The sequence below is a fragment of the Micromonospora sp. Mcm103 genome (assembly GCF_024519755.1).
GTDB classification, from domain to species: Bacteria; Actinomycetota; Actinomycetes; order Mycobacteriales; family Micromonosporaceae; genus Micromonospora; species Micromonospora aurantiaca.
Map to the genome: position 1 here is coordinate 69,778 of NZ_JALJRJ010000011.1, position 22,963 is coordinate 92,740.

16 protein-coding genes are annotated in these 22,963 nt (G+C 72.6%); 9 read left to right on the forward strand and 7 right to left on the reverse strand.

The window, feature by feature from the left end; genetic code table 11:
• Positions 1-67: 67 nt before the first annotated feature.
• Positions 68-5,131: an NAD-glutamate dehydrogenase gene (locus OC439_RS15690; RefSeq protein ID WP_262014056.1), complete on the forward strand. Its 5,064-nt coding sequence runs from the start codon at positions 68-70 to the stop codon at positions 5,129-5,131.
• Between the two features lie 63 nt (positions 5,132-5,194).
• On the opposite strand, the gene OC439_RS15695 is transcribed toward OC439_RS15690, so the two are convergent.
• Positions 5,195-5,989, reverse strand: coding sequence for a class F sortase (locus OC439_RS15695; RefSeq protein ID WP_262014150.1), 795 nt, complete (start codon positions 5,987-5,989; stop codon positions 5,195-5,197).
• A 79-nt stretch (positions 5,990-6,068) separates the two neighbouring features.
• Positions 6,069-7,361, reverse strand: a complete 1,293-nt coding sequence (locus OC439_RS15700) for a hypothetical protein (protein WP_262014057.1) — start codon at positions 7,359-7,361, stop codon at positions 6,069-6,071.
• 576 nt (positions 7,362-7,937) lie between these two features.
• Here OC439_RS15700 and OC439_RS15705 point away from each other — a divergent pair.
• Positions 7,938-9,746 carry a glycoside hydrolase family 6 protein gene (locus OC439_RS15705; RefSeq protein WP_262014058.1) on the forward strand — a complete coding sequence of 603 codons (1,809 nt, stop codon included), beginning with the start codon at positions 7,938-7,940 and terminating at the stop codon, positions 9,744-9,746.
• Positions 9,747-9,854: 108 nt separating this feature from the next.
• Here the strand turns inward: OC439_RS15705 and OC439_RS15710 are convergent, their stop codons facing one another.
• The 5 genes from OC439_RS15710 to OC439_RS15730 form a co-directional block, all read right to left on the reverse strand.
• Entirely contained in the window at positions 9,855-10,238 is a 384-nt protein-coding gene (locus tag OC439_RS15710; protein ID WP_262014059.1) for a hypothetical protein, read from the reverse strand.
• 76 nt (positions 10,239-10,314) lie between these two features.
• Positions 10,315-10,638: a hypothetical protein gene (locus OC439_RS15715; RefSeq protein ID WP_262014060.1), complete on the reverse strand. Its 324-nt coding sequence runs from the start codon at positions 10,636-10,638 to the stop codon at positions 10,315-10,317.
• A gap of 17 nt (positions 10,639-10,655) precedes the next feature.
• A complete protein-coding gene (locus tag OC439_RS15720) occupies positions 10,656-12,314 on the reverse strand; it encodes a sodium:solute symporter family protein (RefSeq protein WP_262014061.1) in 1,659 nt (552 codons plus the stop codon).
• A gap of 126 nt (positions 12,315-12,440) precedes the next feature.
• Positions 12,441-13,535 carry a hypothetical protein gene (locus OC439_RS15725; RefSeq protein ID WP_262014062.1) on the reverse strand — a complete coding sequence of 365 codons (1,095 nt, stop codon included), beginning with the start codon at positions 13,533-13,535 and terminating at the stop codon, positions 12,441-12,443.
• 13 nt (positions 13,536-13,548) lie between these two features.
• Positions 13,549-14,154 (reverse strand): hypothetical protein, encoded by a 606-nt coding sequence (locus OC439_RS15730; protein WP_013475405.1) that lies wholly within the window; start codon positions 14,152-14,154, stop codon positions 13,549-13,551.
• A gap of 305 nt (positions 14,155-14,459) precedes the next feature.
• On the opposite strand from OC439_RS15730, the gene OC439_RS15735 reads away from it, so the two are divergent.
• The 7 genes from OC439_RS15735 to OC439_RS15765 all read left to right on the forward strand — a co-directional run bounded on the left by OC439_RS15735 (position 14,460) and on the right by OC439_RS15765 (position 22,954).
• Entirely contained in the window at positions 14,460-16,808 is a 2,349-nt protein-coding gene (locus OC439_RS15735) for a nitrate- and nitrite sensing domain-containing protein (RefSeq protein WP_262014063.1), read from the forward strand.
• On the forward strand, positions 16,808-17,230 hold the full coding sequence (locus OC439_RS15740) for a roadblock/LC7 domain-containing protein (RefSeq protein WP_013288181.1): 423 nt from the start codon (positions 16,808-16,810) through the stop codon (positions 17,228-17,230). Before OC439_RS15735 ends, OC439_RS15740 begins: the two co-directional genes overlap by 1 nt.
• Entirely contained in the window at positions 17,220-17,609 is a 390-nt protein-coding gene (locus OC439_RS15745) for a DUF742 domain-containing protein (protein ID WP_091422853.1), read from the forward strand. Before OC439_RS15740 ends, OC439_RS15745 begins: the two co-directional genes overlap by 11 nt.
• Complete coding sequence (locus tag OC439_RS15750) at positions 17,590-18,192, forward strand: GTP-binding protein (protein ID WP_262014064.1); 603 nt, start codon at positions 17,590-17,592, stop codon at positions 18,190-18,192. Before OC439_RS15745 ends, OC439_RS15750 begins: the two co-directional genes overlap by 20 nt.
• Positions 18,193-18,293: 101 nt before the next feature.
• Positions 18,294-19,328 carry a lactonase family protein gene (locus OC439_RS15755; protein WP_262014065.1) on the forward strand — a complete coding sequence of 345 codons (1,035 nt, stop codon included), beginning with the start codon at positions 18,294-18,296 and terminating at the stop codon, positions 19,326-19,328.
• A gap of 177 nt (positions 19,329-19,505) precedes the next feature.
• The gene (locus tag OC439_RS15760) at positions 19,506-21,260 is read left to right on the forward strand and encodes a VWA domain-containing protein (RefSeq protein ID WP_262014066.1); all 1,755 of its coding nucleotides are present in this window, start codon (positions 19,506-19,508) and stop codon (positions 21,258-21,260) included.
• Between the two features lie 212 nt (positions 21,261-21,472).
• Complete coding sequence (locus tag OC439_RS15765; protein WP_262014067.1) at positions 21,473-22,954, forward strand: sugar transferase; 1,482 nt, start codon at positions 21,473-21,475, stop codon at positions 22,952-22,954.
• Positions 22,955-22,963 lie beyond the last annotated feature (9 nt).

Here is a 22,963-nt window from a genome sequence, read left to right on the forward strand (position 1 = left end):
ACGCGGTAGGGCCTAGGCTGGGCGGCAGAGTGACCCACAACGCGGTGGGTCGAGGGGAGTGGCACCGATGGACCGGCGTCCGGCGATCAAACCGGGACCCGACCTCCGGCAGGCTGACACCGGCCGGGACGACGACAGCTTCGATTCGGCGACCGACGGGGACGGTTTCAGCCGTCTCGACACAGGAGTGACCGGGATGACCGGTTCCAGCATCGACACCCTCTACGACCTGGGCCTGCCCGCGCAGGCACTGGCCGACGAGTCGGAGGACGCCGAGCTGGACGAGCCCGTTCCCAACGCGGAGCGGCTGGTCGCCCAGGCGGTCGCGCTGGCCGGCGACGACCACGACGCGGCCACACTGGTGGACCGCTTCTGGCGGTTCGCGCCGGACGAGGAGCTGATCGGCTTCACCGCCGAGGAGATGCTGGAGGCGGCCCGGGCCCACCGGGACCTGGCCCAGCAGCGGGTGCCGGGCGAGCTGAAGCTCCGCATCCACGAGCCGGACGCCGAGCAGCACCACACGGTCGTGGAGATCGTCACCGACGACATGCCGTTCCTCGTCGACTCGGTGACCGCCCTGCTGAACTCCCGCCACCTGGACGTGCACCTGCTGGTGCACCCGCTGGTCGTGGTGCGCCGCGAGCCGCTGGGCCGGCTCACCGAGGTGTCGGCGGACGTGGAACCGGACGACGCCATCGCCGGTGACCTGGTCGAGAGCTGGATGCGGATCGAGATCGACCCGGTCCGCGACCCGGCCGAGCGGGAGACGCTGCGGCGCGAGTTGCAGCGGGTGCTCACCGACGTGCGCGAGGCGGTCGAGGACTGGCCGAAGATGCGGCAGCGGGCCCTCGCGCTCGCCGACGAGCTGGCCGCCGCCCGGACGTCGGACAACCGCCCGCCGGTGCCGGAGAAGGACATCACCGACTCGGTGGAGCTGCTGCGCTGGCTGGCGCACGACCACTTCACGTTCCTCGGCTACCGGGAGTACCGCCTGGTCAACACCGACGGCGCGCGCGGCGGGCAGGCCCTGGAGGCGGTGCTCGGCACCGGGCTGGGCATCCTGCGCTCCGACTCGCCGGAGGCCCGGTCGCTGAACTCGATGACGCCCGAGGCGCACGAGAAGGTGCTGGAGAAGCGCCTGCTCATCATCACCAAGGCCAACTCGCGTGCCACCGTGCACCGCTCGGCGTACCTCGACTACATCGGCTTCAAGATCTTCAACGAGGCCGGCGAGGTGGTCGGGGAGCGGCGCTTCCTGGGTCTGTTCTCCACCGCCGCGTACCGGACCAGCGTGCAGGAGCTGCCCGTGGTCCGGCGCAAGGTCGCCGAGGTGCTCGACCGCTCGGGCCTGAGCCTGCGCAGCCACTCCGGCAAGGACCTGCTGCAGATCCTGGAGACCTACCCGCGCGACGAGCTGTTCCAGATCAAGACCGACGACCTCTACCACGCGGTGATCGGCGTACTGCGGATGGCGGGTCGCCGGCAGCTTCGGGTGTTCCTGCGCCGCGACGCGTACGGGCGGTTCATCTCCTGCCTGATCTACCTGCCGCGGGACCGCTTCACCACCCAGAACCGGCTGCGCATGCAGGACATCCTGCTGCGCGAGCTGAACGGCGTCGGCGTCGACTACACCACCCGGGTGACCGAGTCGATGCTGGCCCGGGTGCACTTCATCGTGCGTACCGACCCGAACAACCCGCCCGGTGACATCGACGCCGACCTGCTCGCCGAGGAACTGGCCGACGCGACCCGGCTCTGGGACGACGACTACCGGCTGGTGCTGGAACGCAAGCTCGGCGACGAGCAGGCCAAGCACCTCTTCGCCAGGTACGCCGACGCGTTCCCGGAGGGCTACAAGGACGGGCACACGCCGTACGAGGCGATGAAGGACCTGGCGAAGCTGGAGCTGCTGGAGGAGCCCGGCCAGCTGGAGATGCACCTGTTCCGCAAGCAGGCGCCGCCGCGTCCGTACGCCGCCCGCGCCGCCGACGCCGACGAGGCGATGGACGTGCGGTTCAAGGTCTACCGGTACGGCGAGCCGATGATGCTCTCCGCCGTGCTGCCGGTGCTGCACTCGCTCGGCGTGAAGGTGGTCGACGAGCACCCGTACGAGGTGGAGCGCGTCGACGGCCGGATCTGGCTCTACGACTTCGGCCTGGAGCTGCCCGAACGGCACCAGGACCTGGCCGAGGTGCGTCCGCACGTGGAGAACGCCTTCGCCGCCGCCTGGCGGGGCGAGGCCGAGGTGGACGGCTTCAACGAGCTGGTGCTCCGGGCCGGGCTCACCTGGCGGCAGGTCGTCGTGCTGCGCGCGTACGCGAAGTACCTGCGCCAGGCCGGGACCGTGTTCTCCCAGGAGTACATGGAGCAGACGTTCATCGCGTACCCGCAGATCGCCGAACTGCTGGTGAAGCTGTTCGAGACCCGGTTCGCCCCGGGCGCCACCACGCTCGACGAGCGGCGGCAGCGCAGCGGCGAGCTGGTCGACGCGATCGGCGAGGCGCTGGACGAGGTGGCCAGCCTCGACCAGGACCGCATCCTGCGGGCCTACCTGACGTTGATCCAGGCCACGCTGCGCACCAGCTTCTACCAGAAGCCGGTGGGCGGGCGGCCCAAGGCGTACGTGGCGTTCAAGCTGGACCCGCAGGCCATCCCGGACCTGCCCGCGCCGCGGCCCAAGTTCGAGATCTTCGTCTACTCGCCCCGGTTCGAGGGCGTGCACCTGCGCTACGGGCCGGTGGCCCGCGGCGGCCTGCGCTGGTCCGACCGGCGCGAGGACTTCCGGACCGAGGTGCTCGGCCTGGTCAAGGCGCAGATGGTGAAGAACGCGGTGATCGTGCCGGTCGGCGCCAAGGGCGGCTTCGTGCTGAAGCAGAAGCCGGGCGACCGGGACGAGGCGGTGATCTGCTACAAGGAGTTCATCTCCGCGCTGCTCGACGTCACCGACAACATCGTCAGCGGCGAGATCGTGCCGCCCGACGACGTGGTCCGGCACGACGGCGACGACCCGTACATGGTCGTGGCCGCCGACAAGGGCACGGCGACGTTCTCCGACATCGCCAACGAGATCTCCGAGGCGCACAGCTTCTGGCTGGGCGACGCGTTCGCCTCCGGTGGCTCGGCCGGCTACGACCACAAGAAGATGGGCATCACCGCCCGGGGCGCCTGGGAGTCGGTCAAGCGGCACTTCCGGGAGCTGGGCCACGACACCCAGACGCAGGACTTCACTGTGGTCGGCGTCGGCGACATGTCCGGCGACGTGTTCGGCAACGGGATGCTGCTGTCGAAGCACATCCGGCTGGTGGCCGCGTTCGACCACAGGCACATCTTCCTGGACCCGGATCCGGACTCGGCCCGGTCCTGGGAGGAACGCAAGCGGCTGTTCGACATGCCGCGCTCGTCGTGGGAGGACTACGACCGCGAGCTGATCTCCGAAGGCGGCGGCGTCCACTCGCGTACGGCGAAGTCGGTGCCGATCTCGCCGCAGGTCCGCGCGGTGCTCGGCCTCGACGAGGACGTCACGCAGCTCAGCCCGCAGGAGCTGATGAAGGCGATCCTCACCGCGCCGGTCGACCTGTTCTGGAACGGCGGCATCGGCACCTACGTGAAGGCGTCCAGCCAGACCAACGCCGAGGTGGGGGACAAGTCCAACGACGCCATCCGGGTGGACGGCAAGGGCCTGCGCTGCCGGGTGGTCGGCGAGGGCGGCAACCTGGGCTTCACCCAGCAGGGCCGGATCGAGTACGCCTCGACCGGCGGCCGCATCTACACCGACTTCATCGACAACGCGGCCGGTGTGGACTGCTCCGACCACGAGGTCAACATCAAGATCCTGCTCAACACGGCGGTGGCCGACGGCGAGCTGGACCGGCCGGAGCGCGACGAGCTGCTGGCCCAGATGACCGACGAGGTCGCCGAGCTGGTGCTGCGGGACAACTACGACCAGGCCCGGGCGCTCAACAACGCCCAGGCCCAGGCCGCCTCGCTGCTCCCGGTGCACCGGCGCATGATCAACGAGCTGGAGCGGTCCGGCGCGCTGAACCGGGCACTGGAGGCGCTTCCCTCGGACGAGGAACTGGCGGTCCGCACCGAGAGCGGCCTGACCGCGCCGGAGTTCGCGGTGCTGCTCGCGTACGTCAAGATCGTGCTGGAGCGCGAGATCGTCGGCGAGGGCCTGGCGGACGAGGAGTGGACGACCGACGTCCTGGTCAACTACTTCCCGACGCCGCTGCGGCAGCGCTTCGCCGAGCGGATGGGCCGGCACCGCCTGCGCCGCGACATCGTCACCACGGTCCTGGTCAACGAGGCGATCAACCGGGGCGGCATCTCGTTCGTCTTCCGGGTGGTCGAGGAGACGGCCGCGTCCGCTGCCGACGTGCTCCGGGCGTACGTGGTGGTCCGCGAGGTGTTCGGCCTGCGTGACCTGTGGGACGCGGTCGAGGCGCTCGACAACAAGGTCTCGCCCGAGTTGCAGACCGCCGTCTACCTGGACACCCGGCGGTTGCTCGACCGCGCGGTGCGCTGGCTGGTCACCAACCGGCGCTCGCCGATCGACGTGCCGGCGGAGATCGCCCGGCTGCGCGACGGTGTGGCCCGGCTCCTGCCGGACCTGGAGAACCGGTTCTGGGGCACCGAGCGGGAGGCCATCGCGGCGCACATCGAGTCGCTGGTCGAGCGCGGGCTGCCGCGTGACCTGGCCGAGCAGGCGACCCGCCTGATGTACAGCTTCGGCCTGCTGGACATCGTCGAGACGGCGCAGGGCACCGGGCGGGACGTGAGCGAGGTGGCCTCGGTCTACTTCGTGCTCTCCGACCGGTTCCGGGTCGACGCGCTGCTGTCGAAGATCTCCCTGCTGCCCCGCGAGGACCGGTGGCAGACGCTGGCCCGGATGGCGCTGCGCTACGACCTGTACGCCGCGCTGGCCGCGCTCACCGCGGAGGTGCTCGGGTCCACGCCGGAGGACGTGCCGCCGGTGGAGCGGGTGCAGGAGTGGGAGCAGGCGAACGCCACCTCGATCCACCGGGCGCACCGGGCGATGGGGGAGTTCGACGAGTCCCGCGCCGACCTGTCCGCGCTGTCGGTGCTGCTGCGCCAGATCCGTACCCTGGTCCGGACCTCGGCGGCGGCCTGACGCTGACGCACGAGTGGCCCGGTGGTCGGTTCCCCGACCGCCGGGCCACTGCCGTTCCGGCCCTCAGCTCGTCATCGCCGCGTAGACGACGATGTTGTTCAGGTAGCTCCCGGCCGTCTTGTCGAACACCCCGCCGCAGGTCACCACGCGCAGGGCGGGGACGTCCGACGGACCGTAGACCTGCGCGGCGGGAAAGGCGGTCTTCGGGTACGACGCGACCTCCCGCACCGTGAACGTGGCGGCCGAGCCGTCCTGCCGGGCCACCACGATGGTGTCGCCCGCCACCAGCGCGCCGAGGTTGAAGAACACCGCCGGGCCGAGCTGGGCGGAGTCGACGTGACCCACTATGACGGCGTTGCCGGCCTCGCCCGGGCTGGCGCCGGGGGAGTACCAGCCGGCGTTCATGGCCTGGTCCAGCGGGGGCACCTGGACCGTGCCGTCCGGGTTCGTGCCGAGCGACATGATCGGCGCCTGCACCCCGACGCGGGGGATCGAGATGGTGACCGGCGCCGATCGGGGCAGCGGGGCCGGGGCGGCGCCCGTCGCGTCCGGGACGGCTGCCGCGCCCGGGGTGGCGCCGGCTGCGCCGGTCGGTGGGCCCGGCGTCGCCGGGCCGCCCCCGGCGGGGTCCGCTGCCGGCCGGCCGGTGCCGCCCGGTGTGGACTCGCCGGTGGTGCCCGGTGCCGATTGGCCATCGGTGCCCGGTGCGGGTCGGCCCTCGGCGTCCGGGTCGGCGTCGGCGCCACCCGGATCGCTCTGCGGGCCGGTGGTGGCCGGAGCCGCCTGACCGAGCGGCTGCGGCGGTGACGGTGGCGGGACGGTCCGCACGGACGCGCCGATCAGACCGGCCCCGGCCATGGCGAGCAGGACGACGACGGCCGTGCCGGCGGCACGCCACGGACTTCCGTGGCGGCCGCCGGCCCGGGTCGTCGTCCGGTCAGACCAGGCCACCGGCCCGCCGCCGGCGCAGCAGCACCAGGCCGCCCAGCGCCGCGGCGCCGATCATGCCCGCGCCGCCGGTGGCGAGGGTACGGTCCACGCCGGTGGTCGCCATGCCACCGTCGCCGCCGTCGACCCCACCGCGCGGCAGGACCACCAGCTCGCCCTCACCGCAGGTGCCCCGCAGCTCGTACCGGCCCGGCCGGGCGTCGTGCGACACGGTGGCCTCGCCGTAGTAGACGAAGTCCTTCCCGTGCTCCCACTCGTCCTTGCCGTAGTCGCGCTCGGCGTCCTTGCCGTAGTCGCCCTTGTCCTCCTGCCAGGCGCCTCCGCTCGCCTGCCAGTCGTCCTTGCCGCCCTGCCAGTCGTCCTTGCCGTCCTGCCAGGAGCCGTGCTCGTCCTTGGCGTCCTTGCCGCCCTGCCAGTCGTCCTTGCCGTCCTGCCAGGAGCCGTGCTCGTCCTTGCCGTCCTTGCCCTTGTCGTCCGGCCGGCCGCCACGGTCGTCCTTGCCGTGCTCGTCCTTGGCGTCCTTGCCGTGCCGGTCCTTGCCGTCGGGGCCGTGCTCGTCCTTGGTCCAGTCCGGCCCGCCCGGCTTCTCCTTCTCCCAGCCCGGCTCGGCGTCCTGGCCGTACTCGTCGTGCCCCTGCCAGTCGCCGGGGTCGACGGCCGCGCCGGCGCCCGCGCCACCCGGCTGCGGCTGCCCTTCCGGCTGGCCGGCCGGCGGCTGGGGCTGGTTCGCCGGAGGCTGCGGCATGCCGTCGCCACCCGGGCCGTTCCCGCCGGGCCCGTTGCCGTCCGGACCGTTGCCGCCGGGGCCGTTGCCGTCCGGACCGTGCCCCTCCCCGCCCGGCTCGCCGCGGCCGTCCGGGCCCTTGCCGTGGTCGTCCTTGCCGTCCGGGCCCTTGCCGTGGTCGTCCTTGCCGTCCGGGCCCTTGCCGTGGTCGTCCTTGCCGTCGGGCCCCTTGTCGTCCCAGCCCCAGTCCTGGTCGCCGCCCCAGTCTCCGCCGCGGTCGGCCCAGTCGCCGTGCTCGCCGTCGCGGGCCGGGTGCAGGTCGACCTTGCCGGTGACCTTCGACCAGACGGTGGCGTGCTTCTGCGGCTCGGAGCAGATCGCGAGCAGCTCGACGGTGTCCCCCGCCTTCACCACGTGGGGCTTGGCGATGACCTTGCCCTCGTCGTGCCCGCCCGCGTAGGCCATTCCCGGGGTGAACGCGAGAAGGCCGGCTCCGCCGAGGGCGGCGCCCGCGACCACCTTTCCGAGCATCTTCTTAGCCATGACCAGCGTCTCCATCCCTGTTCGTCCTGAGCCCGACGTCAGTCGAGCTAAGGCCGACGTTAGACCTTTTCGCGACTTATTCGGGGAAAGATTCGCTTTTAGGGATTTGCTGATGTTGGGGCGGATGCGTGCCTTGTCCGACGCCGCGCGCGGATCGGGTGCCCTTCGCCGCGGCCGCGGTCCGCGCGCCGAGTGGAACGTCATGGGTGTCTCCGGGCCGTTTCGGCACCCATGACGTTCCACCCGAGCTGAGGGCGCCGGTGGGGCGGCGGGAGTGGGGGCGGCGGTACGGTGGGGCGAGGCGCATCGAGGCATTGCCATGGAAGCGCTCCCATGCAAGAATCGCTGCACGCGGTTCGGGGAGCCACACCGCGAGCTCAGACGTCGAGGGCAGCCGGCACCATCGGCCGACGTCCGGCTCCATCGGCCGGTCCTGCGGACCGGTCGGCACCACCACCCCCACAACGCCCGTCCGGGTCGGGCGTCCCCCGAAGTAACCCGTGGCGCGCACGGTCGTTCCCGCAGGACGACCGCAGCCGCCATTGCGCCGGGCCGTACGCGGATCCGGTCTCGCCCAAGGAGATCAGTGGCATGAATCTGTGGAGAAGGCTGTCCGGCCGGAACCGGACGCTTGCGCTCACCGGCGCCGGCGTCCTGGTAGCCGGTGGACTGGTGACCCTCCCGGTCACCGCGGCGCAGGCCGCCACGCAGTGCAGCGTGACCTACACGACCAGCGACTGGCCCGGTGGATTCACCGGCACCGTGACCATCAAGAACATCGGTGACGCGCTCAGCTCGTGGAACCTCGGCTTCACCTTCCCGAACAGCTCGCAGCGGGTGGTGAACGGCTGGTCCGCGCGGTGGTCCCAGAGCGGCCAGAACGTCACCGCGCAGAACGAGTCGTACAACGGGTCGCTCGCCAGCGGCGCCAGCACCACCATCGGCTTCAACGGCTCCTGGAGCGGCAGCAACCCCAAGCCGACCCAGTTCACGCTCAACGGCACTGTGTGCAACGGCGGCACGCCGACCACCAGCACCCCGCCGACGAGCACGCCGCCGACCAGCACGCCCCCCACGAGCACCCCGCCGACGTCGACCCCGCCGACCTCGACGCCGCCGACGACGACCCCGCCGCCCGGGCAGCGGGTCGACAACCCGTACGCCGGCGTGAAGGGGTACGTGAACCCCGAGTGGAAGGCCAAGGCCGAGTCGGTGTCCGGCGGCAACCGGGTGTCGAACAACCCGACCGCCGTCTGGATCGACCGGATCGCCGCCATCAACGGCACGCCGGACAGCAGCTCCAACGGAGCGATGGGCGTCCGTGACCACCTGGACGCCGCGCTCGCCCAGGGCGCCGGCTACATCCAGTTCGTCATCTACAACCTGCCCGGCCGGGACTGCTCCGCGCTCGCCTCGAACGGTGAGCTGGGCCCGGACGAGCTGCCCCGCTACAAGGCCGAGTACATCGACCCGATCGCCGCGATCCAGGGCGACGCGAAGTACCGGAACCTGCGCATCGTCAACATCATCGAGATCGACTCGCTGCCCAACCTGGTGACCAACACCTCGGGCAACGCGGGCGGCACGGTCATGTGTGACACGGTGAAGGCCAACGGCGCGTACGTGAACGGTGTCGGCTACGCCCTGGCGAAGCTGGGTGCGATCGGCAACGTCTACAACTACATCGACGCCGCCCACCACGGCTGGATCGGCTGGGACAGCAACTTCGGCCCGGTCGCCGACCAGCTCAAGGCCGCCGCCGTGGCGTCCGGCAGCACCGTCGCCAACGTGCAGGGCTTCATCGTCAACACGGCGAACTACTCCGCGCTGAAGGAGCCGTACGTCAAGATCACCGACACGGTGAACGGCCAGACCGTGCGGCAGTCCAAGTGGGCCGACTGGAACCAGTACCTCGACGAGCTGTCGTTCGCCCAGGCGTTCCGGCAGAAGCTGGTCTCGATCGGCTTCGACAGCAACATCGGCATGCTGATCGACACCTCCCGCAACGGTTGGGGCGGCACCGCCCGGCCGACCGGCCCCGGCCCGTCGACCAGCGTGGACGCGTACGTCGACGGCGGCCGGGTCGACCGCCGCTTCCACACCGGCAACTGGTGCAACCAGGCCGGCGCGGGCCTCGGCGAGCGGCCGCGGGCCAACCCGGAGTCCGGGATCGACGCCTACGTCTGGGTGAAGCCCCCGGGTGAGTCGGACGGCTCCAGCAAGGAGATCCCGAACAACGAGGGCAAGGGCTTCGACCGGATGTGCGACCCGACCTACACCGGTAACGCCCGCAACGGCAACAGCATGTCCGGTGCCCTGCCGGACGCGCCGATCTCCGGCGCCTGGTTCGCCGCCCAGTTCCAGCAGCTCATGCAGAACGCGTACCCGCCGCTCTCCTGAGCCGCGGTACGGGCCACCCGCGGCGGCGGGAGTGAGGCACCGCCGCGCGGGTTCCCCGGGCCCCTGGTCGACGCCCACGTCGGCCAGGGGCCCTCGGCCGTGCCGGTGTCAGGGCACGGTGCGCTCGATCGCCGCCCGGCCCAGCTCGGCCAGGTCGCGGCGGGCCCGCTCCAGGTTCTCCGGGGTCATGTCCTGACCGCGGGCCTGCACCAGGTCCTCCGGATCCCAGGGCTGCTCGGCGCCGGTGCGGATGTCGTCCGGTGCGGCACCCGTCCCGGTGCCTGTCGCACCGGTACCGGCCGCGTACGGGTCACCGATGAGGTTCGGCGACCCGGTGTCGGGCACCGCCCCGTCGGGCTCGGTGAAGACGGGGTTGTCCGGGTCGGTGCCGCCGCTGCGCAACTGGGGCACCGTGCTGTCGTCGTCCACCGCCGCGGCCACCTCGGGGGTCTCCTCCAGCGGCCGCTCGCCACCGCGGTCACGATCGGTCATGCTGCTGCCCTCCTGTCCCTTCCGCCTGATCCCCGAGGCGTACCCGGTGCGGGCCGCGCCATGCGGTCGGCGGGGATCAGGACTCGTCGCGGTGTTGCTCCGGCGTCTCGGTCGGGCGCAGCCGCAGCCACAGCAGCATCAGCAGGCCGAACACCAGCATCGCCGCGCCCGCCCACAGGTTGATCCGGACGCCCTGCGCCTTGTCGATCTCGGCGGACGTGTCGAACAGCCCCATCAGCCCGACGATCAGCCCGTACACCACGAACAGGCCACCGATGACCCGGCGGATGTCGAAGAGCCGGGCCGCGGCGGAGCGTTCCTCCCGGGCGTCCTCGGTCTCGTCGACCAGCGGGTCGTGCGCCTCGCCGCCCTGGTAGTGGCGGCCCGCGTCGTCTGCCATGGCGTGCGTCCCCTCCTTCAGAAGACCGGGATGTAGAACAGGGCGGCGAGGACCACCGCGACGACGCCGAGCAGCACCGGGGAGCGGTACCAGGCGGCGTCGCCGGCCAGTGAGTCGTCGGCGAGCGTGGTGTCGCTGAGGCCGTACACCAGCCCGGTCAGCTCCCGGTCGGTCTTCGGCCTGGTCAGCGGCGTGACGATCGCGGCCACCACCGCGACGGTGGCGAAGGCCAGGCCCGCGCCCCAGAAGCTCTCCTCCAGGTCCGAGTTGAAGCTGATCACGCCGCCCTTGTAGAGCAGGTACGTGGCGGTGGCGACGACGGTGCCGGACAGCAGCGACCAGAACCCGGCCAGCGGCGTCATCCGCCGCCAGAACATGCCGATGATGAACGTGCCGAACAGCGGCGCGTTGAACACCGAGAACAGCGCCTGGATGTAGTTCATGATGTTGCTGAACCCGGCGGCGATGAACGCGGTGCCGATGCCGACCACCACGGCGCCGACGGTGGCGAGCCGGCCCACCTCCACGTAGTGCTCGTCCGGCATGTCGCGCCGGAAGTACGCCTGCCAGATGTCGTACGTGAACACGGTGTTGAAGCCGCTGACGTTCGCCGCCATGCCGGCCATGAACGAGGCCACCAGGCCGGTGACCGCGATACCGAGCACGCCGTTGGGCAGCAGGTCGCGCATGAGCAGCGGGATCGCGTTGTTGTAGACCAGGTCGCCCTCGTCGGCGCCCAGCCCCTTCACGGTGACTAGGGCGATCAGGCCGGGGATCACGGTGACCGCCGGGATGAGCAGCTTCGGGTACGCGGCGATGATCGGCGTACGCCGGGCGGCGCTCATGTTCCGCGCGGACAGGGCGCGCTGCACCTCGGCGAAGTTCGTGGTCCAGTAGCCGAAGGAGAGCACGAAGCCGAGGCCGAACACGATGCCCAGCCAGTGCGCGCCGAGCGGGTTGCCGGTGCTGCCGGTGCCCTCCCAGGCGTGCAGCCCGGCCTCGCCGAGCTTGGAGTCGCGGACCGCGTCCATCAGGCCGCTCACGCCGCCGACCTTGACCAGCCCGATCACCGTGATCGGCACCAGACCGGCGATGATCACGAAGAACTGGAGCACCTCGTTGTAGATGGCGCCGGAGAGCCCGCCGACGGTGATGTACGCCAGCACGATCACCGCGCCGACGATGATCGCGAACCAGAGCGGCCAGCCGAGCAGCGCCTGCATGATCAGGGCCAGCGCGTAGAGGTTCACGCCCGCGATGAGCACCTGCGCGACCGCGAAGCTGATCGCGTTGAGCAGGTGGGTGGGGCGGTTGAAGCGCAGCCGCAGGTACTCGGGGACGCTGCGGACCTTGGAGCCGTAGTAGAACGGCATCATCACGATGCCGAGGAAGACCATCGCCGGCACGGCGCCGATCCAGTAGTAGTGCACGGTCATGATGCCGTACTGGGCGCCGTTGGCGGCCATGCCGATGATCTCCAGCGCGCCCAGGTTCGCCGAGACGAACGCCAGGCCGGTGACCCAGGCGGGCAGCGAGCGGCCGGAGAGGAAGAAGTCCACGCTGGTGCGGATCGCGCGCCGGGCGGCGAAACCGACGCCGAGCACCGTGACGAAGTAGAGCGCCAGGATCAGATAGTCCAGGGCGTTCATGTTCAATCGCAGGCCGCCACCGCCCATGACCGTGCTCCCCTCGTGTGCACCGCCGTCCGCACGTACCCCGATTGCGAAGTTTCATACCTGCTGTTCGGTCCGGACGTGCGGAAGCCCCGGCCGGGTCACCGGCCGGGGCTTCGTGGCGGTTTCTCAGCGGCCCAGCACGCGGTCCAGGAAGTCGCGGTAGCCGCGCACGGCGACCCGGAGCTGCTCGGTGTCGGTGGAGCCGGACTCCTGCCAGGCACCGAGCCGGGTGCGCTGCTCGCGCAGGGCGGTGGAGAGCGCCTCGATCGCCTCCTCGACCAGCGACTCCGCCTCGCCGACCGCGGCGCGCGGGTCGTCCACGAAGCGCAGCTGCACGTCGCGCCAGCGGTCCCGGAAGCCCTGAGCGGCCTCCGGCGCGAGCAGTGTCGCCGCGTCGGCGGGTACCGCGCCGGGCGTGGGCCGGTCCACGCCGGCCAGGCTCGCGCCAGCCGTGCCGGCGGCTGCCGCGCCCGCCGCCGCGGTGGCGGTGTCGGTGTCCACCCGGTCGTGCCGCCGGTCGGCGTCGTCGGTGGCGGGTACCGGCTCGGCGTCCGGGTCGACCAGGCCGGGCTCGGCGCTGCCGTACCCGACCGCGCCGTCGGCGACCGCGTCGTCCCTGACGACGCCGTCGATGCGGTCGTCCCGGCCGTCGGTGTCCACCATGCGGTCGTCCCGGCCGTCGCCGTCCACGTCACGGTCGCCGGCGCCGGGGTGCTCGGCGTCCCAGCGGTCCCGGTCGTGCAGGCGGTCCCCGGCGGTCGGGTCGGCCCGCTCGTCGTCCAGCGGGTCGGTGCGTCCCGGCGCGCCGTCGCCCGGCGCCGCCGTGTCCTCGCCGCGCGCGTCGCGCTCGTCCTGCGGACGGCCGCCGGCCAGGGCCGAGGCGGCCACCGCGTCGCCCACCGTGGCCGCGCCGAACGCCGTCGGCAGCGGCGCCGGCTCGGCGTACGGGGCACGCCCGTCGTCGTCGGTCCGGTCGTCCGCGTCGCGCAGCTCCCCGGCGTCGTAGGCGCGGGTCTCGTCCACCTCGGCGTCGCGCCGCTCGTCGGTGACCGCCGGGTCGTCGAAGGTGCCGCGGTCGTCAAGCGCGTCCTCGGGCACGTCGGCCCGGTCGGCGTCGCGGCGGTCGGTGTCGGCGTGCTCGCCCGGCTGCGGCACCGGCACCGGTGCGGACCGGACGGCCTCGGGGTGGTCCTGCGTGACCTGCTGTTCATCCTGGCGCATGGCGGCGGCCTCCTCAGCGGCTCGGGACGTCGTGGTCGTGGTCGTGGTCGGGGTGGCGCTGCTCCGGCTGCTGCGTGGACGTGGGCACCGGCTCCTCGCCGAGCAGGTCGGCGAAGAGGGCCCGGTAGTGCACGAGCGCCTGCCGGAGGTCCTCGGTGCCGGCCTCACCGCGCTCGTTGCGCTGCCGGATCTCGTGGGCGTCGCGGTAGTGGGTGAGGGTGCGGGCGTGCTCGACGGAGAGGTGGGCGATCTGGTCCGAGAAGTCCCCGGTGGGGTATCCGCGCTCGGCGATGAGACGGCTGACCAGCTCGTCGGCCTCGCCGACGGTCTCCGCGGGGGAGTCGACGAAGCGCACCTGGAGTTCCTCCCAGGCGGCGGCGTAGCGGGCCCGGGACTCCGGGCTCAGCGGGGTCAGCTCCAGCTCGGCGTGCCGGCGTTCGCGTTCCCGCAGCTCGCGCTCGGCGGCGCTGCGGCTGTCCTGCTCGGCGACGACCCGGTCGTACTCGGGGCCGAAGCGCTCGCGCAGCGCCCGGCGGCGGCTGGCGACCACGGCGACCGCGACGAGCGCGGCGATGACGGCGACGACGATGACTATGACGACTACCTGGGTGGACGACATGGCTCCTCCTTCGCACGGTGGTATTCCCTCGTGCGGGTGATCGCCAATCCCGTTGTGCGGCACTTTCCGCCCCGCTCCGGAAAAAAGGCGCGGTGTCGCGACCGCCGTCCGGTGCCGGACCGGTGTCCGACTGCGCCCGCGGTGCCCGTCTCGGACCGTAGTGAGAGCCGAGACGGCCGGTAGTGCATCCGCCCCGGATTACGTATCCTGCCCAAGGCGTCCGGGCCGGGGCCCGGCGTCGTGGCCGGCGAACGTGACGGCCGCTGCCGGCGCCACCGAGCGACACCTTCCCGGGCGAGGTCTGATTGAACACCCGTGACTGGCCGATTCGCGCCAAGCTGACCGCGCTGGTCATCGGCCCGGTGACCGGGCTGCTGGCGTTGTGGATCTTCGCCACCACGCTCACCTTCGGGCCCGCACTTGACCTGCTCTCCGCGCGTACCCTCCTCTACGACCTGGGCCGTCCCGGCGAGGCGGTGGTGGCCGAGCTGCAACGCGAGCGGCGGCTGTCGGTGGTCCAGCTCGCCGGCGACCGCGCCCTCCCCGAGCTGACCGAGCAGCGGGTACGCACCGACGACGCGATCGTCGAGCTGCGCCGCAAGGTCGACGGCGGTGACCTGCGCGACGTCGCCGACGCCCAGCTCGACAACCGGCTCGACCAACTCGTCTCGGCGCTCGACGCGCTGCCCGCCGGGCGCACGTTCATCGACGACCGCAAGGTGGACCGGGCCGGCGCCGTCGGCCTCTACAGCGGGATGATCGGCTCGGCGTTCCAGGCGTTCGGCGCGATGGCCGCGCTGCCCGACGCGCAGCTCAACCGGGAGGCCACCGCGCTGACCGCGCTGGGCCGCTCCCGGGAGTTGCTCGGGCAGGCCGACGCGCTGCTGGCCGGCGCCGTCACAGCCGGGCGGTACGCCGACGGCGAGCACGAGCAACTGGTACGCACAGTGGAGAACCAGCGTTTCCTGGCCGAGACGGCGGTCGCCGACCTGCCGGCCGGGGAGCGGACCGCCTACCAGCGGATGACCGAGGGCGCCGGGTTCCTCCGGCTGCGCGCGCTCCAGGACAGCCTGATCCGCTCGCCCGGGCTGCCCGCCCGGTTCGACATGCGGGCGTGGGAGACCGGCCACGCCGAGGTGTGGCAGAGCCTGCGCGACTTCGAGCTGCGCGGCGCGGACGCCCTCGCCGAGCGGTCCGTGCCGATGGCCACCCGGATCCTCGTCCAGCTCGCCGCCGCCGGTGTGCTGGGCCTGATCGCGATCGTGGTGTGCGTACTGGTGGCGCTGCGGGTCGGCCGGTCGCTGGCGCAGCGGCTGACCGGCGTACGCGCCGCCGCGACCGAGGTGGCGGAACGCCGGCTGCCCGACGTGGTCGCGCGGCTGCGCCGGGGCGAGGAGGTCGACGTGGCCCGGGAGGCGCCCGAGCTGGACCACGGCGGCGACGAGATCGGCCAGGTGGCGCGCGCCTTCAACGAGGTGCGCCGGACCGCGGTCCGGGCCGCCGTCGACGAGGTGACGCTGCGCCGGGGCTTCAACGAGGTGATCCTCAACCTGGCCCGCCGCAGCCAGGGGCTGGTGCACCGGCAGCTGGCGCTGCTGGACCGGCTGGAACGGCGTACCGAGGACCCGGACGAGCTGGCCGGGCTGTTCCAGGTCGACCACCTGGCGACGCGGCTGCGGCGGCACGCCGAGGACCTGGTCATCCTCGCCGGGGCCGCGCCCGGACGGGGCTGGCGCCGCCCGGTCGCCGCTGTCGACGTGATGCGCGGCGCGATCTCCGAGGTCGAGGCGTACGACCGGGTCGACGTGGGCGAGGTGGCGCCGGCCGGGGTGCTCGGCCGCGCCGTCGGCGACGTGATCCACCTGCTCGCCGAGCTGATCGAGAACGCGACCACGTTCTCCCCGCCCGGCACCCGGGTGGACGTCACCGGCCGCAGCGTCCCGGGCGGCTACACCATCGAGATCCTCGACCGGGGGCTGGGCATGTCCGCGCCGGCCCTGGCCGAGGCCAACCGCAAGCTGGCCGAGCCACCGGAGTTCGACCCAGCCGGCAGCGCACGGCTGGGGCTGTTCGTGGTGGCGCGACTGGCCGCCCGGCACGGCGTCCGGGTGGAGCTGCGGCCGTCCCGCCCGGCCGGGATCGTGGCAGCGGTGTTCGTACCGGCGGAACTGATCACCGACGAGCCGCCGGTGGGCGCGGACGCCTCCGCCGGGCCGGAACGGCGGCGCCTGGCCAAGGTGACCCGGCTGACCACCGTGCCCCGGCCGGTCCGCCCGGTCCGGCCGGGCCGGGACCGGTCGGAGAGCACAGTCGTCCCGCTGCAGTCGGCGCGGGCCTCGACGGTGGAGCCGCCCGCCGACGACGACGGGCTGCCCCGCCGGATCCGGCGTCGCGGCGCGACCGCCCGTCCCCGCGCCGCCGTCGCCGACACCCCGGCCCACCGCACCCCCGAGGAGGCCCGCCGGGCCATGTCGGCGTTGCAGGCCGGCACTGCCCGCGGACGCCGGGACGGCTCCCGCGCCGCCGGAACCGATCCGGCCACCCCCGCCACCGAAACGCGCGACACCGGTACGCCGTCCACCACCGCGGGGCCGGCCGTTCAGCCCGCCCCGCCGGCGCCGGACCAACGAACCGCGACTGAGAGGGACGCCTAGTGGTGCACACGACGCGGCAGAACGCCGATCTCGACTGGCTGCTCGACGACCTGGTGGAGCGCGTTCCCGCCGCCCGCCAGGCGGTGGTGCTCTCGGCGGACGGGCTCCTGCTCGGCGCCTCCACCGACCAGGACCGCACCGACGCGGAACACCTGTGCGCGCTGGCGTCCGGCTTCTCCGGGCTGGCCAAGGGCGCCACCCGGCACCTGGGCGGCGGCGCGGTCCGCCAGACCGTGGTGGAGATGGAGTCGGCCTACCTGTTCGTGACCGCCGCCGGGCAGGGCGCCTGCCTCGCAGTGGCGAGCGACGCCGACGCCGACATCGGCCTGGTGGCGTACGAGATGGCGATGCTCGTCATCCGGGTCGGGGAGAACCTGGCCGCGCCGAGCCGGGTGGCGGGGGAGCGGACCGATGCGCGCTGAGTCGCCGGGGCCGCAGCACGAGTGGCTGGACGCCGACGCCGGCCCGGTGGTGCGCCCGTACACGCTCACCGGCGGCCGGGTGCGCCCGCCCGTCGACGGCTTCGACCTGCTGGCGTTCGTGCTCGCCGCCCCCGGTGCCGACCCGGCCGGCACGCCCGGTCTCCAGCCGGAGCACCGCCGCCTGATCGAGCTGGCCCGGCGGCCGAAGGCCGTGGCCGACCTCGCCGCCGACCTGGACCTCGCCGTGGGCGTGGTCCGGGTGCTGCTCGGCGACCTCCTCGCCCATGGGCTCGTCGCGGTACACCGGCCACCGGCCACCGCGTACCTGCCCGACGACAACATCCTCAAGGCGGTGGTCAGTGGACTCCGTGCGCTATGACCGGGAGCCGGAGGCGCCACGAGTGCCGCTGGCTTTGAAGATCCTCATCGCCGGCGGCTTCGGCGCCGGAAAGACGACGCTGGTCAGCGCGTTGAGTGAGGTCCGGCCGTTGCAGACCGAGGAGGTCCTGACCGGTGCCGGGCTCGGCACCGACGACGTCTCCGGGGTCGAGCAGAAGTCGACCACGACGGTGGCGATGGACTTCGGGCGGATCACCATCAACGACGACCTCCAGGTCTATCTGTTCGGCACCCCGGGCCAGGACCGGTTCTGGTTCCTCTGGGACGAGCTGGCCTTCGGCGCGCTCGGTGCGGTGGTGCTCGCCGACACCCGGCGGCTGGCCGACTGCTTCCCCTCGATCGACTACTTCGAGCAGCGGGGCATCCCGTTCGTGGTGGGCGTCAACTGCTTCGAGGGTTCCCGCCGGTTCGGCCTGGAGGCGGTCCGCGACGCGCTGGACCTGGACCCGGACGTCCCGCTGGTGCTCTGCGACGCCCGGGACCGGCAGTCCGGCAAGCTGGTGCTGATCTCGCTCGTCGAGCACGTGGCGCGGCAGCGCGGCGAGCCGGTGCCGGTGGGCTGAGCACGCCGGCCCCGATCCGTCGGGCCTGGTGGGACCGACCGGGCGCGCCACCGGGAAGCCTCTGGTTGGATCGCAGGCAGGACCGACGAGAGGTGGGTGCGGTGACCGGGCAGGACGAGATCGTCCACATCGGCGGCTACACGGCGGAGACGGGCGGGCGGGCCGAGGGCGTCGTGGCGGCCCGGCGGGACCGGGCGACCGGAGAACTGACCCCGCTGGGCGTCGTGGCGGTCACCCCGTCGCCGTCGTTCCTGGTGCGGCATCCGGCGCTGCCGGTGCTGTACGCGTGCAACGAGCTGCCCGACGGGCAGGTGAGCGCGTTCCGGGTGGCGGCGGACGGCGACCTCACGCCGCTCGGTGTCCGCGAGACCGGCGGCGCGGAGCCGTGCCACCTGGCGGTCGCACCGGACGGGCGGCACCTGTTCGTGGCGAACTACGGCGGCGGCAGCGTGGCGGTGTTCGGCCTGGACGCCGACGGCGTGCCGGGGGAGCGCACCGACCTGGTGCGGCACTCCGGCCACGGCGCCGACCCGCAGCGGCAGGAGCACGCGCACTGCCACATGGTCTCGCCCGACCCGGCCGGCGGTGGGCTGCTCGCTGTCGACCTGGGCACCGACTCCGTCTACCGGTACGCGGTCGACGCCGGCACCGGCCGGTTGACCGAGCGGGAGCCCCGGCTGCGGACGGCGCCCGGGACCGGGCCCCGGCACCTGGCCCGGCACCCGGACGGGCGGCGCCTCTGGCTCGTCGGCGAGCTGGACGCCACGGTCACCGCGTACGAGCTGACGCCGGACGGGCCGCGGCAGCGGACGCGTGTCGACGCCAGCGGCCGGACCGGGCACGTCCAGCCCTCCGAGGTGACTGTCGGGCCGGGCGGGCGTTTCCTCTACGTGGGCAACCGCGGCGTGGGCACGATCTCCGTCTTCGCGCTCGACGGCCCGGCGCCGGAGCTGGTGGCCGAGGTCGACACCGGCGGCGAGTGGCCGCGGCACTTCGCGTTCGCCGGGGAGCACCTGTACGTGGCCGACGAGCGGGCCGACATGATCAGGATCTTCCGGGTCGATCCGGACGGCGGGGTGCCGGAGCCGGTGGGGGAGCCGGTGCCGATGGCGAGCCCGACGTGCGTCCGACCGTGACCGGACGGTCACCAAGTGACAGTCCGAAGTGGATCGACCTCACCATAAATGACTGACCAGTAACTTAGCGTATGGGTTAGCTGATCAACTGTTTCTGCTGCGTAACTTTCGTCCGAACGGTTGTGGTGGTAACCCCACGAGGTACGCAAGATGGTCACCGTGTCTGGCCGCCATCGCATGCGTTCTCACCTCCGCGGAGCAGGTGCCGCCGCCGTGGCGGCCGCCCTGGTCGCCGTCGTAGCCGGCTCCTGGTTCGGTTACCAGCAGCTGGCCGGCCCGAACTGTTCGGGCCGCGTCGAGCTGTCGGTGGCGACCGCCCCGGAGATCGCCCCCGCGGTGCGCGCCGCCGCCGACCAGTGGGTCTCCGACGGCGCCGCGGTGGGCGGAACCTGCATCGCGGTCAACGTCTCCTCGGCCGAGCCGGTCGAGGTGGCCGCCGCGGTGGCGAGCAAGCACGGTGCCACGCTCGCCGGCGTCGGGCAGGCCAGCGGCACCGCCGTCACCCCCGACGTCTGGGTGCCGGACTCCTCGACCTGGCTGGTCCGGCTCAAGAGCGGCGGGGCCAGCGCGTTCGCGCCGACCAACGGCGCGTCCATCGCACGCAGCCCGGTCGTGGTGGCGCTGCCCGAGCCGGTGGCCTCCCGCATAGGGTGGCCGGACAAGGAACTCCGCTGGTCCGACCTGCTCACCCAGGTCACCGCCAGCAAGCCGCTGCGGGCCGGGATCGTCGAGCCGACCCAGGACGCGGCCGGCCTGTCCGGCCTGCTGTCGCTGACCGCCGCGGCCAGTTCCGCCGGTGAGTCCGGCTCGCCGAAGGCGCAGGAGGCGATGGTCGGCGCGCTGCGGGCCCTCGCCACCAACCGGTCCTCGCTGCGGCAGGACCTCCTCGCGCGGTTCCCGCGCTCGTCCGACCCGACGGCGATCGCCAACGGGCTGGGGGCGGCGGCGCTGTCCGAGGAGGACGTGATCGCCTACAACAGCACCAAGCCGCCGATCCGGCTCGCCGCGCTGTACCTGCAGCCGCCGCCGATCTCGCTGGACTACCCGTTCGCGGTGCTGCCCGGCATCGAGCCGGCCAAGGCGTCCGCCGCCAAGGTGCTCTTCGAGGTGCTGCGTACGCCGGGCTTCAAGGACCGGCTCGCCGCGCAGGCGCTGCGCGCGCCGGACGGCAACTGGGGCCGGGGTTTCCAGGCGCCGACCGGCGCGCCGAGCCCGGCCAACGGCGGCGAGCGTCAGGTGCCGCCGTCGGGCCAGGGCGGCGCGGCCGACCTCGACCCCGGTGCCATCTCGACCGCCACCACCACCTGGTCGGTGGCCACCCAGTCCGGCCGGATGCTCTGCGTCATCGACGTCTCCGGCTCGATGAAGAAGCCGGTCGCGACCGCCAACGGCGCCAGCCGGGAGCAGGTCACGGTGGCCGCCGCGAGCCAGGGCCTCGGGCTGTTCGACGACTCCTGGTCGATCGGCCTCTGGACGTTCTCCACCAACCTGCAGGGCTCGCAGGACTGGAGCGAGCTGGTCGGAATAAAGCCTCTGTCCAGCAACCGGGGCGCGCTGCAGCGCGGCCTGGCCTCGATCAAGCCCTCCAGCGGCAACACCGGCCTGTACGACACGATGCTCGCGGCGTACAAGAAGGTGCAGCAGGACTGGGAGCCGGGCAAGGTCAACTCGATCGTGCTGTTCACCGACGGCAAGAACGAGGACGACAACGGCATCTCGCAGAAGGAACTGCTGGACCAGCTGAAGAAGCTGAAGGACGACGAGCAGCCGGTCCAGGTCGTCATCATCGGCATCGGCACCGAGGTGAACCGGGCCGAGCTGGAGTCGATCACCAAGGTCACCGGCGGCGGCGCGTTCGTCACCACCGACCCCAGCAAGATCGGCGAGATCTTCCTCCGGGCGATCGCGCTGCGGCCGCCCGCCCCCCGCTGACCTGAAGCTCAGCGCTAGTCTTCCGCCGTACCGGAAATCCGGTACGGCGGAAGGCTTCCCGGGTCAAGACACGGGATGAGAACTGACGGTAATGCGTCCGAATCAATCGGTAACCATAATTGTCCAGGCATGATGACCGGGTGCCTCGACCGCGGGCTCCACACCGGAGCCGGGCGGGGACGGGGCGGTCCTGAGCGAAGTGGGGAGGGCCGGTGACCTCGGCGACGCTGTTGACCCCTGCCACGTCGTCGCGACCCGGTGGTGAACGCCCGGGCAAGACGACGCGAGCAGCGGAGCGGGCCTACATCCGGGTCCTGGTGGTGCTGGACACCGCCGTGCTCGCCGTGGCCATCCTGGTCGGCTACCTGGCCCGGTTCGGCGACGAGGAACCGACCGGCTCCGAGATCCCGTACGTGGTGGTCGCCCCGGTGCTCCTGCTGGTCTGGCTCGTCTCGCTCAAGGCGATGCGGTGCTACGACGACCAGGTGCTCGGCTACGGCGCCGACGAGTACCGGCGGGTCAGCGCGGCCAGCATGCGACTCGCCGGCGGCATCGCCATCGCCGGGTACATCGCCGACGTCGGCGTCTCCCGAGGTTTCCTGGCGATCTCCTTCGCGGTCGGCACGATCGGCCTGGAGGTGGCGCGGTTCGCGGCCCGCAAGCGGCTGCACCGGGCCCGCGACCGGGGCGCCGGCTGGTCCCGCAAGGTGCTCGTGGTGGGCGACACCGCGCACGTGCTGGAGTTGGTGCACACGCTGCGCCGGGAACCGTACGCCGGCTACCAGGTGGTCGGCGCGTGCATCCCGGACGCGCTGCTCGCCCCGGTGCCGCAACGCCTGGGCGACGTGCCCGTGGTCGGCAGCTTCCGGGGCATCCCGGAGGCGGCCACCGCGATCGGCGCCGACACGGTGGCGGTCACCGCCTCCGGCGAGCTGACCGCGACCCGGCTGCGCCGCCTGGGCTGGCAGCTGGAGGGCACCGGCGTCGACCTGGTGGTGGCGCCGGCGCTCACCGACGTGGCCGGCCCCCGCATCCACACCCGTCCGGTCGCCGGCCTGCCGCTGATCCACGTCGAGGCGCCCGAGTTCCGCGGTGCCCGCAAGCTGGTCAAGGGCTTCGTCGACAGGTCGATCTCGCTGATCGCGCTGCTCGTGCTGGCGCCGCTGCTGATCGTGATCGCGCTCGCCATCAAGATCGACAGCCGGGGTCCGGTGCTGTTCCGGCAGACCCGCGTCGGCCAGGGCGGCGAGGAGTTCGGCGTCTTCAAGTTCCGCACCATGGTCGTAAACGCCGACGCCCTGCTCGCCGAGCTGGCCGCGCGCAACGAGACCGACGGCCTGATGTTCAAGATGCGCGACGACCCGCGCGTGACCCGGGTCGGCCGGTTGCTGCGCAAGTGGTCGCTGGACGAGCTGCCCCAGCTCGCCAACGTGCTGCTCGGCCAGATGAGCCTGGTCGGCCCGCGCCCGCCGCTGCCGTCCGAGGTGGCCCGCTACGACGGCGACGTGGCACGCCGGCTGCTGGTCAAGCCCGGCATGACCGGCCTCTGGCAGGTCAGCGGCCGGTCGGATCTGAGCTGGGAGGACGGCATCCGGCTCGACCTGTACTACGTGGAGAACTGGTCCCTGGCCGCCGACCTGACCATCCTGTGGAAGACGTTCGGCGCGGTGGTCAACAGCCGCGGCGCGTACTGAGCGGGCGGG

Coding starts and splice junctions, on each gene's coding strand:
- OC439_RS15760 (WP_262014066.1), top strand. CDS start 19,506: ATGCGTTCTCACCTCCGCGGAGCAGGTGCCGCCGCCGTGGCGGCCGCC.
- OC439_RS15725 (WP_262014062.1), bottom strand. CDS start 13,535: ATGCGCCAGGATGAACAGCAGGTCACGCAGGACCACCCCGAGGCCGTC.
- OC439_RS15705 (WP_262014058.1), top strand. CDS start 7,938: ATGAATCTGTGGAGAAGGCTGTCCGGCCGGAACCGGACGCTTGCGCTC.
- OC439_RS15690 (WP_262014056.1), top strand. CDS start 68: ATGGACCGGCGTCCGGCGATCAAACCGGGACCCGACCTCCGGCAGGCT.
- OC439_RS15720 (WP_262014061.1), bottom strand. CDS start 12,314: ATGGGCGGTGGCGGCCTGCGATTGAACATGAACGCCCTGGACTATCTG.
- OC439_RS15745 (WP_091422853.1), top strand. CDS start 17,220: ATGCGCGCTGAGTCGCCGGGGCCGCAGCACGAGTGGCTGGACGCCGAC.
- OC439_RS15700 (WP_262014057.1), bottom strand. CDS start 7,361: ATGGAGACGCTGGTCATGGCTAAGAAGATGCTCGGAAAGGTGGTCGCG.
- OC439_RS15710 (WP_262014059.1), bottom strand. CDS start 10,238: ATGACCGATCGTGACCGCGGTGGCGAGCGGCCGCTGGAGGAGACCCCC.
- OC439_RS15715 (WP_262014060.1), bottom strand. CDS start 10,638: ATGGCAGACGACGCGGGCCGCCACTACCAGGGCGGCGAGGCGCACGAC.
- OC439_RS15695 (WP_262014150.1), bottom strand. CDS start 5,989: ATGGCCGGGGCCGGTCTGATCGGCGCGTCCGTGCGGACCGTCCCGCCA.
- OC439_RS15730 (WP_013475405.1), bottom strand. CDS start 14,154: ATGTCGTCCACCCAGGTAGTCGTCATAGTCATCGTCGTCGCCGTCATC.